The organism is Gordonia sp. B8661-1 (assembly GCF_059427765.1).
In genome coordinates, this window is the sequence record NZ_JCAHRL010000008.1 from 96,267 (window position 1) to 110,982 (window position 14,716).

The 14,716-nt window shown below is 68.8% G+C and carries 14 protein-coding genes; all 14 read left to right on the forward strand.

Annotated elements, in window-relative coordinates; genetic code table 11:
* Positions 1–139: 139 nt before the first annotated feature.
* The 14 genes from AC4JJG_RS16650 to AC4JJG_RS16715 all read left to right on the forward strand — a co-directional run bounded on the left by AC4JJG_RS16650 (position 140) and on the right by AC4JJG_RS16715 (position 14,636).
* Positions 140–4,018: an amino acid adenylation domain-containing protein gene (locus tag AC4JJG_RS16650; protein ID WP_495400365.1), complete on the forward strand. Its 3,879-nt coding sequence runs from the start codon at positions 140–142 to the stop codon at positions 4,016–4,018.
* Positions 4,015–5,136 carry a class I SAM-dependent methyltransferase gene (locus tag AC4JJG_RS16655; RefSeq protein WP_495400366.1) on the forward strand — a complete coding sequence of 374 codons (1,122 nt, stop codon included), beginning with the start codon at positions 4,015–4,017 and terminating at the stop codon, positions 5,134–5,136. The genes AC4JJG_RS16650 and AC4JJG_RS16655 overlap by 4 nt, the downstream gene beginning before the upstream one ends.
* A gap of 166 nt (positions 5,137–5,302) precedes the next feature.
* Positions 5,303–6,646, forward strand: a complete 1,344-nt coding sequence (gene hisD, locus AC4JJG_RS16660; RefSeq protein ID WP_495400367.1) for a histidinol dehydrogenase — start codon at positions 5,303–5,305, stop codon at positions 6,644–6,646.
* The gene (locus tag AC4JJG_RS16665) at positions 6,643–7,776 is read left to right on the forward strand and encodes a histidinol-phosphate transaminase (protein ID WP_495400368.1); all 1,134 of its coding nucleotides are present in this window, start codon (positions 6,643–6,645) and stop codon (positions 7,774–7,776) included. The genes hisD and AC4JJG_RS16665 overlap by 4 nt, the downstream gene beginning before the upstream one ends.
* Positions 7,773–8,396: an imidazoleglycerol-phosphate dehydratase HisB gene (gene hisB / locus AC4JJG_RS16670; protein ID WP_495400369.1), complete on the forward strand. Its 624-nt coding sequence runs from the start codon at positions 7,773–7,775 to the stop codon at positions 8,394–8,396. Before AC4JJG_RS16665 ends, hisB begins: the two co-directional genes overlap by 4 nt.
* Entirely contained in the window at positions 8,393–9,031 is a 639-nt protein-coding gene (gene hisH, locus AC4JJG_RS16675) for an imidazole glycerol phosphate synthase subunit HisH (protein ID WP_495400370.1), read from the forward strand. The genes hisB and hisH overlap by 4 nt, the downstream gene beginning before the upstream one ends.
* On the forward strand, positions 9,028–9,324 hold the full coding sequence (locus tag AC4JJG_RS16680) for a hypothetical protein (RefSeq protein ID WP_495400371.1): 297 nt from the start codon (positions 9,028–9,030) through the stop codon (positions 9,322–9,324). Before hisH ends, AC4JJG_RS16680 begins: the two co-directional genes overlap by 4 nt.
* A complete protein-coding gene (priA, locus tag AC4JJG_RS16685; protein WP_495400372.1) occupies positions 9,317–10,066 on the forward strand; it encodes a bifunctional 1-(5-phosphoribosyl)-5-((5-phosphoribosylamino)methylideneamino)imidazole-4-carboxamide isomerase/phosphoribosylanthranilate isomerase PriA in 750 nt (249 codons plus the stop codon). Before AC4JJG_RS16680 ends, priA begins: the two co-directional genes overlap by 8 nt.
* A 7-nt stretch (positions 10,067–10,073) precedes the next feature.
* Positions 10,074–10,925, forward strand: a complete 852-nt coding sequence (locus AC4JJG_RS16690; protein WP_495400373.1) for an inositol monophosphatase family protein — start codon at positions 10,074–10,076, stop codon at positions 10,923–10,925.
* Positions 10,922–11,695: an imidazole glycerol phosphate synthase subunit HisF gene (gene hisF, locus AC4JJG_RS16695; RefSeq protein WP_495400374.1), complete on the forward strand. Its 774-nt coding sequence runs from the start codon at positions 10,922–10,924 to the stop codon at positions 11,693–11,695. The genes AC4JJG_RS16690 and hisF overlap by 4 nt, the downstream gene beginning before the upstream one ends.
* A 50-nt stretch (positions 11,696–11,745) precedes the next feature.
* Positions 11,746–12,105 (forward strand): phosphoribosyl-AMP cyclohydrolase, encoded by a 360-nt coding sequence (gene hisI / locus AC4JJG_RS16700; protein ID WP_495400375.1) that lies wholly within the window; start codon positions 11,746–11,748, stop codon positions 12,103–12,105.
* Positions 12,017–12,352, forward strand: coding sequence for a tautomerase family protein (locus AC4JJG_RS16705; RefSeq protein ID WP_495400516.1), 336 nt, complete (start codon positions 12,017–12,019; stop codon positions 12,350–12,352). The genes hisI and AC4JJG_RS16705 overlap by 89 nt, the downstream gene beginning before the upstream one ends.
* On the forward strand, positions 12,349–13,884 hold the full coding sequence (locus AC4JJG_RS16710; RefSeq protein ID WP_495400376.1) for an anthranilate synthase component I: 1,536 nt from the start codon (positions 12,349–12,351) through the stop codon (positions 13,882–13,884). Before AC4JJG_RS16705 ends, AC4JJG_RS16710 begins: the two co-directional genes overlap by 4 nt.
* A complete protein-coding gene (locus AC4JJG_RS16715) occupies positions 13,881–14,636 on the forward strand; it encodes a TIGR02234 family membrane protein (protein ID WP_495400377.1) in 756 nt (251 codons plus the stop codon). Before AC4JJG_RS16710 ends, AC4JJG_RS16715 begins: the two co-directional genes overlap by 4 nt.
* Positions 14,637–14,716 lie beyond the last annotated feature (80 nt).

Genomic DNA, 14,716 nt, shown 5'->3' on the forward strand with positions numbered 1-14,716 from the left:
TTCGCCGGGCCCGTCGGAACGGACGCGCGTCGTCGACTGCTCATCGCGCCGAAAAATGTTGCGTGCGTGTCGGATAACGGCAGCAGTGGTCGTCGGGGCAGGAGCTGTCCCGCGGTGGCAGCAGGTGGGAGGCAGACAGGTGACCACGAGATCCGCATCGATCGGTTCGATCCTGCCGCTGTCGCCGCTGCAACACGGCATCTTCTATCACGCGAACGCGGCGGCCGGTCCGTCGCAGCAGTACCTCGTCCGGATGGAGATCGACCTTCGGGGACGGCTCGACACCGAACGGTTCTCGAATGCCTTTCGCGCGCTTGTGGATCGGCACGAGGTGCTGCGTTGCGCATTCGTGCAGAGGGACCGGGCGGACGCGGTTGCGGTGATTCTGGACGAGGTCGATGTCGACATCGAGTTCATGCGGGAGGTGGACGACGTCGACGTGGAGCTCCGGCTGGCGGAGATCCGGGAGGCGCGTGCCTCGGTCGGAACCGATCTGTCGTCGCCCCCGTTGTTCTCGGTCTCGGTGGTGTCGGCCGGCTCCGCCAGGCACGTGGTTGTCTTCTCCCACAATCACATCCTGTTCGACGGCTGGTCGGTGGCGGTGCTTTTCGGTGAACTCATGGCTCTGTACCGAGGGTCGGATCTCGCACCGGCGGTACCCTTTCAGCGCTACCTGGCCTGGCTGGCGGAGCAGGATTCGCACGCGGCGCGGGCGGCGTGGCGCAGGGAACTCGACGGTGTCGAGCCGTCCTTGACTGGTGCTGCGACCACCGATGACGGGGTCCGCCGCGACGTCCGGAGCGCATTCGGTGTGCTGCCCGCACCGGCTGTCGCCGCGTTGACCGACGCGGCCGGGTCGGCCGGACTGACCGCGGCATCGGTGGTGTCGGGTGTCTGGGGCGTGATCGTCGGTGTGCTGACCGGACGCTGCGAATCGGTCTTCGGTGTCGTGCAGTCCGGGCGGCATCCCGAGATCGACGGCGTGGAGCAGATCGTCGGCCTGCTCGCGAACACGGTCCCGGCGGTCATGTCCTGCGCGCCGGGGGACGCACTGGTGGATGTCTGCACCCGACTCCAGGCCCGCCAGGCGCAGATGCGCCGGTACGACTTCGTGGGCTTGTCGGACATCCACCGCGACCGGGGAGTCGGGGTGCTGTTCGACTCGATCGTCGCGTTCGAGAACTATCCACGCCCGGACCAGGGGGCGGACACGGAGCTGTCGGTCGCCGGGATCTCCGGGCACGACCACAGCCACTATGCGCTCGCGCTGGTCGTCGGCACCGGTGACGAATGGGGCATCCGGGTCGATTCGCGCCTCGATGACGGACGCGACGCCGAGGCCATCGTCGGCGCGGTCGTGCGAGTACTCGAGGCATTCGCCTGCGACCCCACCCTCCGGGTGTCCGATTGCCCCGTCGTGTCCACCGACGACCGCCTGCGCCTGCGGAGATGGAGCGGCGCCGACATCGATGCCGACGCGCCAGCGATGCCTCTGGGGGCGATCTTCGGTTGCGGCGTTCGCCGGTCGGTGGACCGGCCCGCCGTGATCGGAATCGATGGGGAGTGCTCGTACCGCGATATCGACGAGTGGTCGAACCGGATCGGGCGCCATCTGATCGAGGCCGGAGTCGGTCCCGAGACGCCGGTGGGCGTGTGCATGGGCCGGTCGCACTGGTTCGTCACCGCGGTCGTGGCGATCGCCAAATCCGGTGGGGCGTATGTGCCGGTCGACCCTCGGTATCCGTCCGACCGGATTGCGCGGATACTTTCCGACGCGGCACCACCCATGGTGATCACCACCGCAGCCGACGCGCATGCGGTGCCCGGTGGGCCGGGCACGAACGTCCTCGTCCTCGACGACGACGATCACGACGGATGGCGCAGCAGATCGGCGGGACCGATCACCGACGCCGAGCGCCGCGGACCGCTGCGGCCCGGTAACGCTGCGTACCTGGTCTACACGTCGGGGTCCACCGGTCTGCCCAAGGGAGTCGCGGTGTCGCACACGGGTCTGGCCGCGCTGGCCGCCGCCGAATGCCGCAGTCTCGGTATCGATCGGCGTTCGCGCGTGCTGCATCTGGCGTCGACCGGTTTCGACGGTGTGCTCTACGAATTCCTGCCGGCGTGGTGGGCGGGAGCAACGCTCGTCGTGGCCGGGCAAGCGGAACTCGAGCGGATCGGTCTGGCACGGATCATCCGGGACCATTCGGTGACCCACGTGTTCACATCGCCCGGCATGATGCAGCACACCGACGACCTGCCGCCGGGCCTGACGATCACGGTGGGCGGTGAGTCGTGCCCGACCGATCTCGCCGCGACGCTGGCCGGGTCTCATCGGCTGGTGAACGCCTACGGGCCGACCGAATGCACGGTGGTGACAGTGATGAATGACGACATCGACAGGGGAACAACCGGATTCGACAACGGTACGGTCCCGATCGGCACACCGGTCCCGGGCACCTCCGCCCACGTGCTCGACAGCGCGCTTCGACCGGTGCCGCCGGGAGTGCCCGGCGAGTTGTATCTCGGTGGCGACCAGGTGGGCCGGGGATACTCCGGGCAGACGGGGCTATCCGCATCGCGGTTCGTCGCGTCACCGTTCGCAGACGGGCGGCGCCTGTACCGCACCGGGGACGTGGTGCGCTGGTCGTCGTCGGGCGTGCTGGAGTTCGTGGGGCGCGGCGACGATCAGTTGAAGGTGCGCGGGTTCCGGGTGGAGCCGGGCGAGGTGGAGTCGGTGCTCCGATCACACGCGGACGTGTCGTCGGCTGTCGTGGTGGGGACCGACCCTGATTCGGACGCGATGCGGTTGGTCGCGTACGTGGTGCTGGACCTGAGGGTATCCGGAGCGGATGCCGATGCGCCGGAGATGTTGCGCGACTGGGTGGCACGGCGACTACCGGCGTTCATGGTGCCCTCGCTGGTCGTCGTCGTGGACGAGCTCCCGTTGACCGTGAACGGGAAGGTCGACCGCCGGGCATTACCGACGCCGGTGTTCGTCCCACGGGCCGCACGGGAACCTCGCGATGTGCGGGAACAGTTGCTGTGCAGGGTATTCCGTGACGTATTGGGTGTGGAGCAGGTGGGGATCGACGACTCGTTCTTCGACCTGGGAGGACATTCGTTGCTGGCGGCCCGGTTCGTGTCGCGTGTGCGATCGGTGCTGGGTGTCGGACTCACCGTGCGGGATCTGTTGCAGGCGCCCACGGTTGCTGCGCTGTCGGCGCTGCTCGCCGATCCGATGCGTGCGACCGAGGAGTCGGTGAGTGGCTACCTCGACCCGGTCCTCGCGCTGCGCCGGCAGGGGTCGCAGGCACCGCTGTACTGCATTCATCCCGGCTCCGGTTTCGCATGGAGCTACGTCTCGCTGCTCAGCGGGATCGACCCGGATGTGCCGGTGTACGGAATCCAGTCCCGGCAGCTGACCTCGGCGGACCGACGGGGGATGACCGTCGGGGATTTCGCCTCCGACTATGTCGACATCTTGGTCGGTCACCGGACATCCGGGCCGTATCGGCTGCTGGGCTGGTCGTTCGGCGCCGCGATCGCGTTCGAGATGGCATGTCGTCTCGAGGCCCGGGGAGAGGTCGTGGAATCGCTGACGCTGCTGGACTACGTCCCCGGCGAATTCGACGCGGACATCCCGGTGGGAGACGAGGAGGCCCACGGCCAGATGTGCCGCGCCGTTGCCGCCAACCCGGCGATGAAGGACGTGGAGCCCGACGTCGCCGACCGCATTCTGGCATGTGTGCAGCAGGCGACCGCCGACAATCTGAGGGCGATCATCGACTACCGGCCGGGCTCGTACGGCGGGCCGCTCGGCCTGGTGGTGTCGGCCGAACTCGACGAGACGGTGCCGGATCCGGCGGAATCGTGGCATCCGTACGTCGACGGGGGCATGCGTGTCCTTCGGGTGCCCGCCACCCACGCAGCGCTCCTCGACCGTGAGCACGCGCCCGACGTGGCGCGATTCGTCAGCGAATCGTTTGGCACAACCGACAGGAGTGGAGTGAGATGACACAGAACCGGACCCTCGATGCCGATCGAATGGTGCTCGATATGCCGGACGCCTCCGGAATCATCGACGCCGCGGCCTTTCCGCCCGGCCACGGTGCGGAATTCGGTGCACACCAGGTCTATTCGATGCTCATCACTCTCTGGACCCCCGCCATTGTGGAGGCCGCACACGACCTCGGACTCTGGACGGTGCTGGCGGGCGGTGTCGATGACGTCGACGGTCTCGCGACAGAACTGGGGGCCGATGCCACAGCGCTCGACTCGTTGTTGCGGGCCCTCGACGTACTCGGACTGGTGGAGTTCGACCCTGCGCTCGGCTACCGACTCCCGCCGGGCATCGCACAGTACCTCGTACCCGGCGGACCATGGTCCATGGCGGGCAAGATGACGCACGACCTGAATGTCGCCTGGCCCGCCTGGCGAGGATTGGGAGAGATGGTGCGCCGCGGCCCCGCGTCCGGGGAATCGCCCGCGGACAACCAGATCGGTTCGCATGACTATGTCCATCTGGTCCCATCCCTCAACTTCATGGCACCGCCCGCGGTGGCGAAGATCTCGTCATGGTTGCGGGAGAATCGGTGGCAGCAGCACGAAAACCCGCGCCGCATGCTCGATATCGGTTGTGGCAGCGGCATTTACAGCCAGCTCATGCTGTCGGAGTGGTCGTCGCTGACGTCGGTGGGCCTCGACGTCCCGGATGTGTCGGCGCTCGCGCACGAGCACATCGGCACACACGGGGCGGGGGATCGGTTCTCGACGCGTGACGGTGATTTCTGGGAGACCGAGTGGCCGGTGGCCAACGACCTGATCCTGGTCGCCAACATCCTGCACACGCGATCCGAGCCGCAGGCCCGCAGGCTCGTGCGGGCGACCGCCGGGGCCCTGGCGCCGGACGGTGTGGTCGCGTACGTGGACATGTTCGATGCCGACGGCTCGAACGACGACAGCAGAGACCGGTTCGCCGCGCTCTTCGCGATGTCCATGCTGGCGACCGGTGGCGGCGGTACCTACTCGGTCTCGCGATGCGCGAGCTGGATCGAGGAGGCCGGGATGTCGGTGGTCGCGGTGATCGACAACCCGATCAACCGCACGATCATCGCGGCACCGGCCGGTACCTGAGTCCCACACCGCGCATGACAACGGAGGCGCGATAACGCGGGCACTGTCTCCGAGGTCGCTCGCCGGCCCGGGTGGCGACGAACCCGGTGGCGGCGGTGCCTGTGAAAACCTCTCGCGTCACCCCTATATCCTGGAGGTATTCATCCGGCCTGAACAGGAGTGACTCATGCTCGCCCGAACCGACCTGCGCGGTAGTGCCCCGACGCTCGCCGAATTGCGTCGCGCGCTGCCCCGCGGTGGCACCGACGTCAACGCCGTTCTGGACACGGTGGCGCCGGTCGTTCATGCGGTTGCCGAGCAGGGAGCAGGGGCCGCGCTGGAAGCGGGTGCTCGTTTCGACGGCGTCACGCCGACGTCGGTACGGGTTCCGGCGCAGGTCATCGCCGATGCGTTGGCCGCACTGGACCCCGCGGTCGCCGACGCGCTGCGCGAGTCGATCCGTCGCGCTCGCATCGTGCACGCCGCTCAGCGCCGGGAGACCGGCCGCACGCAGGTCGTCGAGGGCGGGACCGTCAGTGAGAAGTGGATCCCGGTCCGGCGGGTCGGGCTGTACGTGCCCGGCGGCAACGCGGTGTATCCGTCCAGCGTGATCATGAACGTGGTCCCGGCGCAGGAGGCGGGCGTCGGCTCGCTGGTCGTCGCATCGCCCCCGCAGAAGGATTTCGGCGGGTGGCCGCATCCGACGATCCTCGCCGCGTGTGCGCTGCTCGGCGTCGATGAGGTCTGGGCCGTCGGCGGCGCACAGGCCGTCGCCCTGCTGGCCTACGGCGGAACGGACACCGCCGACGCCGACGAGCCGGGGGCAACCCTCGATCCGGTGGACCTCGTGACCGGGCCGGGCAACATCTATGTGACCGCCGCCAAACGTCTCTGCCGCGGTGTCGTCGGCATCGATGCCGAGGCGGGTCCCACCGAGATCGCCATCCTCGCCGACGACTCGGCGCGTCCGGAGCTGGTCGCGGCCGACCTCATCTCGCAGGCCGAACACGATGTACTGGCGGCATCGGTGCTCGTGACCGACAGCGTGGCGCTTGCCGACGCGGTCGATGCGGAACTCGACCGCCAGGTGGCGGCCACCAAGCACCGCGAGCGGGTGCAGACGGCGCTGAGCGGCAAGCAGTCCGGTGTGGTCCTCGTCGACGACATCGACGCGGGTCTCGCCGTCGTCGACGCGTACGCGGCCGAACACCTCGAGATCCAGACCCGGGACGCGGTCCAGGTGGCGGACCGGGTGACCAACGCGGGAGCGATCTTCGTCGGCGACTACGCGCCGGTGAGCCTCGGGGACTACTGCGCGGGCTCGAATCACGTTCTGCCGACCTCGGGTTCGAGCCGATTCGCCTCCGGCCTGTCGGTGCAGACCTTCCTGCGCGGCGTGCACGTCATCGACTACGACGAGTCCGCGCTCGCCGGTGTCGCCGATCAGGTCGTGACCTTGGCGCGGGCCGAGGATCTGCCGGCCCACGGCGATGCGATCACGCAGCGATTCGCGGGCGGGCCGGCACGATGAGCGCGCCCGCTTTGCCGGGTGCCGGCACCACCGTCGACGACCTGCCCCTGCGGGACAACCTGCGCGGCAAGAGTGCCTACGGCGCACCACAATTGAAGGTTCCGGTGGTGCTCAACACCAACGAGAACCCGCACCCGCCGACGCCCGCACTCATCGACGACGTCGCGGAATCGGTACGGGCCGCGGCCGCCGAACTGCACCGATATCCCGACCGGGACGCGGTGGCCCTGCGCACCGATCTCGCCGACTATCTGAGCGCCGCCACCGGTGTGCGCCTCGGCGTCGAGAATCTCTGGGCGGCAAACGGTTCCAACGAGATCCTGCAGCAGTTGCTGCAGGCCTTCGGTGGACCGGGACGCACCGCGCTGGGCTTCGTGCCGTCGTACTCGATGCACCCGATCATCTCCGACGGCACCGACACCACCTGGCTGGAGGCCAAGCGCACCGGCGAGTTCGGGCTGGACATCGACTACGCCGTTATCGAGGTCGAGACCCGCCGCCCCGATGTGGTCTTCGTGACCTCGCCGAACAATCCGACCGGCGGATCGATCCCGCTCGCGGATCTGCGCCGCATCGTCGAGGCGGCGCCGGGCATCGTCATCGTGGACGAGGCCTACGGCGAGTTCTCGGCACAGCCGAGTGCCGTCGAACTGATCGCGGAGTTCCCGGCCAAGGTCGTGGTGAGTCGCACCATGAGCAAGGCCTTCGCCTTCGCGGGTGGCCGGCTGGGCTACCTCGCGGCGTCACCCGCGATCGTCGAGGCCCTGCTCCTGGTGCGGCTGCCGTATCACCTGTCGGTGGTCACCCAGGCGGCCGCGCGGGCAGCGTTGCGTCATCGTGACGAGACGCTGGCCGGGGTCGCCGCGATTATCGACGAACGCAAGCGCGTGGTCGGCGAACTCGCCGCGGCCGGATTCGACGTCATCGAATCGGACGCCAACTTCGTGCTGTTCGGCCGATTCGCCGATGCTCCCGCGTCCTGGCAGCGCTATCTCGACGACGGCGTGTTGATCCGGGATGTCGGTATCACCGGGTACCTCCGTGTCACCATCGGACTGGCCCACGAGAACGACGCGTTCCTGGCGGTCAGCCGCCGCCTCGCCCCAACCGATCTGGAGAACCGCACGTGAGCACGCCGCAGCCCCGTATCGCCCGGGTGGAACGGACCACCAAGGAGTCGTCCATCACCGTCGAGATCAACCTCGACGGTACGGGTCAGACCGAGATCTCCACGGGCATCGCCTTTTTCGATCACATGCTGACCGCTTTCGGGCAGCACGGCAGTTTCGACCTGACGGTCGCCGCGAAGGGCGACGTGGACGTCGAGGGCCACCACACCATCGAGGACACCGCGATCGTCCTGGGCCAGGCCCTCGGGCAGGCGCTCGGCGACAAGAAGGGCATCCGCCGATTCGGCGACTCGTGGATCCCCATGGACGAGACACTCGCCCATGCCGTCGTCGACGTATCCGGGCGCCCCTACTGCGTGCACACCGGCGAACCCGAACACCTGCTGACCGCGGTCATCGGCGGATATCCGGGCGTGCCGTACTCGACCGTGATCAACCGGCACGTGTTCGAGTCCATCGCGCTCAACGCCCGGATCGCCCTGCATGTGCGCGTGCTCTACGGCCGCGACCAGCACCACATCACCGAAGCCGAGTTCAAGGCGGTGGCCCGGGCGCTGCGTGCGGCCACCGAATACGACCCGCGGGTCAGCGGCGTGCCGTCCACCAAGGGAGCGCTGTGAGCCCGTCGGTCACCATCCTCGACTACGGCTCGGGCAACCTGCGGTCGGCGCAGCGCGCGCTCGAACGGGCAGGTGCGGACGTGACCGTCACCGCGGATCGTGACGCCGCGACGAACTGCGACGGATTGGTGGTCCCGGGTGTCGGCGCCTACGCCGCCTGCATGGAGGGGCTGCTGTCGGTGAAGGGGCAGCGCATCATCGACCAGCGGCTGGCCGGGGGGCGCCCGGTGCTGGGTATCTGCGTGGGTATGCAGATCCTGTTCGAGCGGGGCGTGGAATTCGGCGTGGAGACCGAGGGCTGCGGGGAGTGGCCGGGTACGGTCAGCCGGCTCCCGGCGCCGGTGCTCCCACACATGGGGTGGAATACCGTTGTCGCGCCCGAGGATTCGGTGCTCTTCGACGGCCTCGACGCGGATACCCGGTTCTACTTCGTGCATTCCTATGCCGCACAGGACTGGGATATGGACAGCGTCGGTTCCCGTTTGGAGCCGCCCGCGCTCACCTGGGCCGAACACGGTGGGCCGTTCCTGGCCGCCGTCGAGAACGGCGCACTCTCGGCAACGCAGTTCCATCCGGAGAAGTCGGGTGACGCGGGCGCGCACCTGCTGCGCAACTGGGTGAAGGAGCTGTCATGACGGGAGCGCGTGGCGGGGGATTCTCCTTCTCCAAGCTGGTCTTCAACTCGCTCGGCGCGGGCGTGCTGGTGCTGGTCGTCTCGATCCCGATCATCCTGCTCTGCGCCCGGTGGTCGCCGGTCGCGGGATTGATCGTCGCCGTGCTGGCGGTGGTGGCGATGATCGCGGTGATCGGCCTCGTGTCGCGGCGGATGGTCGCGGCCGCCGAACGCGACATCCTCGCCGGGCAGGCAACAGAAAATCGTATGGGACAGCATGATTCGACAGACAGGAACACCAGCACCGATGGGTAAGACGCTAGAACTCCTCCCGGCCGTCGATGTCGCGGACGGTCAGGCGGTACGGCTCGTGCAGGGTGCGGCCGGTTCCGAGACCTCCTACGGCTCGCCCCGCGAGGCGGCACTCGCCTGGCAGTCCGACGGCGCCGAATGGATTCACCTCGTCGATCTCGATGCCGCATTCGGTCGCGGCAACAACCGCGAACTCCTCGCCGACGTGGTCGGCGAACTCGACGTCAAGGTCGAACTGTCCGGGGGCATCCGTGACGACGACTCCCTGGAGGCCGCGCTCGGCACCGGCTGCACACGGGTCAACCTGGGCACCGCGGCACTGGAGAACCCCGAATGGTGTGCGCGGGCAATCGAGCGGCACGGCGACCGGATCGCGGTGGGTCTCGACGTGATCCGCGAAGGGGAGTCCTACCGGCTGCGCGGACGCGGCTGGGTGACCGACGGCGGCGACCTGTGGGAGGTACTCGCACGCCTGGACCGCGACGGCTGCGCCCGCTACGTGGTCACCGACGTGTCCAAGGACGGCACGCTCACCGGCCCCAACCTCGAACTCCTCGCCGAGGTGGCCGCGGCGACGTCGGCACCCGTGGTGGCCTCCGGTGGCGTCTCGGCCGTCGACGACCTGATCGCGATCGCGGGTCTCACCGGGCAGGGCGTGGAAGGTGCCATCGTCGGAAAGGCGCTCTACGCCGGACGTTTCACTCTGCCCGAGGCGCTGGCGGCGGTCGCGAAGGTTGGGGCGTGACCCGAGCGTGACCCCCACCGGCGCCGCGGCGCCCGACTATCACCGGCTACTCGACATCGCGGGCGGGATCCTCGATGCGGTGTCCGGTGAGTTCGTCGACGGTCTGGGGGCACCGAGCGCGGTGAGCAAGGGCGCCACCGACTTCGCGACGCAGGTCGACCTCGATCTGGAACGGCGCATCCGGGCCGAACTCGAGGACCGGACCCACGTGCCCGTGCACGGCGAGGAGTACGGCGGACCGTCGGTGACCGACGGGACCGTCTGGGTTCTCGATCCCATCGACGGAACCTACAACTACTCCGCCGGACTCCCGCTGTCCGGCATCCTGCTCGGGCTGGTCGTCGACGGTGCGCCGACCCTGGGCCTGACCTGGCTCCCGTTACTCAACCGGCGATTCGCGGCGCACGTCGACGGTCCCCTACTGGTCGACGGGCGGGCCGCGACCGAGTTGCGACCGGTGTCGCTGGCCGCCTCGGCGCTGGCCTTCGGTCCCTTCGACGCCGCCGGTGGCGGACGCTATCCGGGAGCCCGCCGGGCCGACCTGATCCGGGAATTGAGTGCACGGGCGGGCCGGCTGCGCATGACCGGGAGCACCGGGGTGGACATGGCCTACACGGCGGCCGGAACCTTCGGCGGGGCAATAGCTTTCGGACGGCACGCGTGGGACAACGCCGCTGGGGCAGCGCTGGTCCGTGCGGCCGGCGGGGTGACCACCGATCTCGGCGGCGAACCCTGGACGGCAGCGTCGACGTCTCTGGTCTCCGGGGCGCCCGGCCTGCACGAGGAACTGATGGCGGTCATCGGCGAGGTCGTCGGTGACGAATGGCGGAACGACGAAGTGCGGAGGACGAACTCATGACGGTGGCGATACGGGTGATCCCGTGTCTGGACGTCGACGACGGTCGCGTGGTCAAGGGTGTGAACTTCCAGAATCTGCGCGATGCCGGGGATCCGGTCGAGCTGGCGGCACGCTACGACGCCGACGGTGCCGACGAACTGACCTTCCTCGACGTCACCGCGTCGAGCTCCGGCCGTTCCACGATGATCGACGTCGTCCAGCGGACCGCCGACCAGATCTTCATCCCGCTCACCGTCGGTGGCGGTATCCGCACCGTCGACGACGTGGACGCGATGCTGCGGGCGGGAGCGGACAAGGTGAGCGTCAACACGGCGGCGATCGCGCGCCCCGAGGTGCTCGAGGAGATGAGCCGACGCTTCGGCTCGCAGTGCATCGTGCTGTCCGTCGACGCCCGAACGGTGCCCGAGGGCGAGCAGCCCACCCCGTCTGGTTGGGAGGTCACCACTCACGGCGGTCGTCGCGGCACCGGCATCGACGCCGTCGAATGGGCACGTCGCGGCCAGGATCTGGGCGTCGGCGAGATCCTCCTCAACTCGATGGACGCCGACGGGACCAAACAGGGATTCGATCTGCGGATGCTCGCGGAGGTACGCGCCGCGGTGACGGTGCCCGTCATCGCCAGTGGGGGCGCGGGCGCCGTGGGTGATTTCGCACCCGCCGTGCAGGCCGGTGCCGACGCGGTCCTCGCCGCCTCGGTCTTCCACTTCGGCGAGCTCACCATCGGCGACGTGAAGCTGGCGATGGCGGACGCGGGAATCACCGTCCGGTGATCCGGCGTTCGATTCCCACAGCAGCACCGAACATCGGCTAGGAGAAGGTCATGGCACTCGACCCGGACATCGCGGCTCAGCTCACGCACAACGCCGACGGACTGTTCTCGGCGGTCGCCCAGGAACGGGGCACCGGAACCGTGCTGATGGTGGCGTGGATGGACGACGTCGCGCTCGAACGGACACTCGCCACCCGGCGGGCCACCTACTTCTCGCGTTCCCGGCAGGAGTACTGGGTGAAGGGCGACACCAGCGGCCACACGCAGTACGTGCACGAGGTGCGGCTGGATTGCGACGGCGACACCGTACTCCTGGTGGTCGATCAGGTGGGGGCGGCCTGCCACACCGGCAACCACAGCTGCTTCGACACCCCGCCCCTGCCCATCGCCGACCCCGGCGAGGGACAATGATGCCGGAACGCACAACGTCGCCGGAACGACGAGACGCACACAGGCCAGAGGAAGGCGGACGGCTTACATGCCATTGATCCAGATCTCGCAGACACCGGGGCTCAGTGACCGCGTCAAGCGGGAGACCATCGCCGCGGTGACCGACGCCTACGCGAAGGCGACCGGCAAGAATCCCGACTCGGTCTGGGTCACCATCACCGAGGTGCCGCGCCAGCACTGGGGCGTCGGCGGTGAGCCGCTCGGATGAGCGCGACCACCAGCCTAGAGACCTTCCTCGACCTCGCTGCCGATCATCGCGTGGTACCGGTGACCCGCAAGGTGCTCGCCGACTCGGAGACCCCGCTGTCGGCATACCGCAAACTCGCGGGTGACCGGCCCGGCACCTTCCTGCTCGAATCGGCGGAGAACGGCCGATCCTGGTCCCGATGGTCATTCATCGGTGCGCGGTCCCCGTCGGCGCTCACCGTCGTCGACGGTGAGGCCGCCTGGTGGGGTGAGGTGCCGCAGGGTGCCCCCGAGGGTGGTGATCCGGTCGCCGCGCTCGCGGAGTCCCTGCGGTTGCTGGCCACCGACCGGTTGCCCGATCTGCCTCCGCTGACCGGCGGCTTCGTCGGCTTCTTCGCCTACGACATGGTGCGACGTCTCGAACGGTTGCCCGAGACCACCGTCGACGACCTCGGTCTGCCCGACATGATGATGCTGCTGGCCACCGATCTGGCCGCCGTCGATCATCATGAGGGCACCATCACCCTCATCGCCAACGCGGTGAACTGGGACGGGTCGGCCGACCGGGCCGAGGAGGCCTACGCCGACGCGGTCGCGCGTCTGGACCGCATGACCGACGCGCTGGCCGCTCCCGCGCCGTCCACGGTGTCCCACTTCGACCGTCCCGCACCGGAATTCGTCGCACAGCGCACCCTCGCGGAGTACAGCGAGATCGTCACCGGGCTCGTCGGTGAGATCGAAGCGGGGGAGGCGTTCCAGGTGGTGCCCTCGCAACGCTTCGAGATGGTCACCGACGCCGATCCGCTCGATGTGTACCGCGTGCTGCGGGCCTCGAATCCGAGTCCGTACATGTATCTGGTGCGGGTGCCCGAGATTCCGGGAGCCCAGGGCGCGGCCAGCGATCCGGTGACGATCGTCGGCAGCAGTCCCGAAGCTCTCGTGACGGTCTCCGACGGGGTGGCCACCACGCATCCGATCGCGGGCACCCGCTGGCGCGGGACGACCGAGGAGGACGACCTGCTGCTGGAAAAGGATCTCGTCGCCGACGAGAAGGAGAACGCCGAACACCTGATGCTCGTCGACCTCGGCCGCAACGATCTGGGCCGCGTCTGCGAGCCCGGCACCGTGAAGGTCGCCGACTACCGCCACGTGGAGCGCTACAGCCACGTCATGCATCTGGTGTCGACCGTCTCCGGACGACTGCGCAACGACAAATCCGCGCTCGACGCCGTGACGGCCTGTTTCCCGGCGGGGACCCTGACCGGGGCGCCCAAGGTGCGGGCCATGGAACTGATCGACGAACACGAGCTGACCCGCCGTGGTCTCTACGGTGGAATCGTGGGCTATCTGGACTTCGCGGGCGACGCCGACACCGCGATCGCCATCCGCACCGCGGTCCTGGCGGGGGATCGTGCCTATGTGCAGGCCGGTGGCGGTGTGGTGGCCGACAGTGAACCCGAATACGAATACAACGAGGCGCGTAACAAGGCGACCGCGGTGCTCAATGCGATCGCCGCGGCCCAGACGATGCGCCGGGTGGGTGATGCGTCATGAGCACGACCGAATCGGGCGCCGACGGCGCACAGACCCCGGAGGGCGCCGCGCCGCCCGCATCCCGGCGCAGGCAACAGGTGATCGCGGCAATGCTGCTCGCAGTGGCGGCGCTCGCGCTGTGGGCCGCGTCGCGCATGCGGTGGGCGCGTGTGGTCGCCGAGGACAACCTGTCGCCCGCCCGTGATTTCGATGTCAACGGCGCCGCCTGGAGTCCGTGGCTGACGCCCGTCGCACTCGTCCTGCTCGCGGCCATCCTGGCGGCCTTCTCGGTGCGCGGATGGGGCCTGAGGGTCCTGGCCCTGCTGGTCGCCGCCGTGGGCGTGGTGTCCGCCGTCCCGGCGATCTCGCTGCTCACCGGAGGATCGGACTCCGGCTACGCCGCCGAGGCGGGCGATATCCCGGACCGCTATCAGGTCCTGCTCATCACGACCAACGCATGGTCGGCCGCGGTGGTGCTCGTCGGCACGGTGTGCGCGGTCCTGGCCGGGATCGTGTTGCTGAGGGTCGCGAACGGGGCGACCGGAATGTCCACGAAGTACACGACGCCCGCGGCTCGCCGCGAGGAACTGGAACGGCAGATCTTCGCCGACCACGAGCGGCGTACGACGGGCTCCGATACGGATGCGCACACCGAGGCCGGGCAGCCGGAGACGGCCGAACCTCCGGCGAATGAACGGATGATGTGGGATGCGCTGGACACCGGTATCGACCCCACCGAGATCGATACCGACGCCGGGCCGAAGAAACCCTGAGCGTCCGACAACCCGGGTCCGGTCGGCCTTTCACGAGCGTCTACCCTGAGAGCATCCGAGCATCTGAAAGGGGGCGCACG

Bases quoted from the DNA above. Each gene is read 5' to 3' on its own strand.
- AC4JJG_RS16655 (WP_495400366.1), top strand. From the start codon at position 4,015: ATGACACAGAACCGGACCCTCGATGCCGATCGAATGGTGCTCGATATG.
- priA (WP_495400372.1), top strand. From the start codon at position 9,317: ATGGGTAAGACGCTAGAACTCCTCCCGGCCGTCGATGTCGCGGACGGT.
- AC4JJG_RS16715 (WP_495400377.1), top strand. From the start codon at position 13,881: ATGAGCACGACCGAATCGGGCGCCGACGGCGCACAGACCCCGGAGGGC.
- hisI (WP_495400375.1), top strand. From the start codon at position 11,746: ATGGCACTCGACCCGGACATCGCGGCTCAGCTCACGCACAACGCCGAC.
- hisD (WP_495400367.1), top strand. From the start codon at position 5,303: ATGCTCGCCCGAACCGACCTGCGCGGTAGTGCCCCGACGCTCGCCGAA.
- hisF (WP_495400374.1), top strand. From the start codon at position 10,922: ATGACGGTGGCGATACGGGTGATCCCGTGTCTGGACGTCGACGACGGT.
- AC4JJG_RS16710 (WP_495400376.1), top strand. From the start codon at position 12,349: ATGAGCGCGACCACCAGCCTAGAGACCTTCCTCGACCTCGCTGCCGAT.
- AC4JJG_RS16680 (WP_495400371.1), top strand. From the start codon at position 9,028: ATGACGGGAGCGCGTGGCGGGGGATTCTCCTTCTCCAAGCTGGTCTTC.
- AC4JJG_RS16665 (WP_495400368.1), top strand. From the start codon at position 6,643: ATGAGCGCGCCCGCTTTGCCGGGTGCCGGCACCACCGTCGACGACCTG.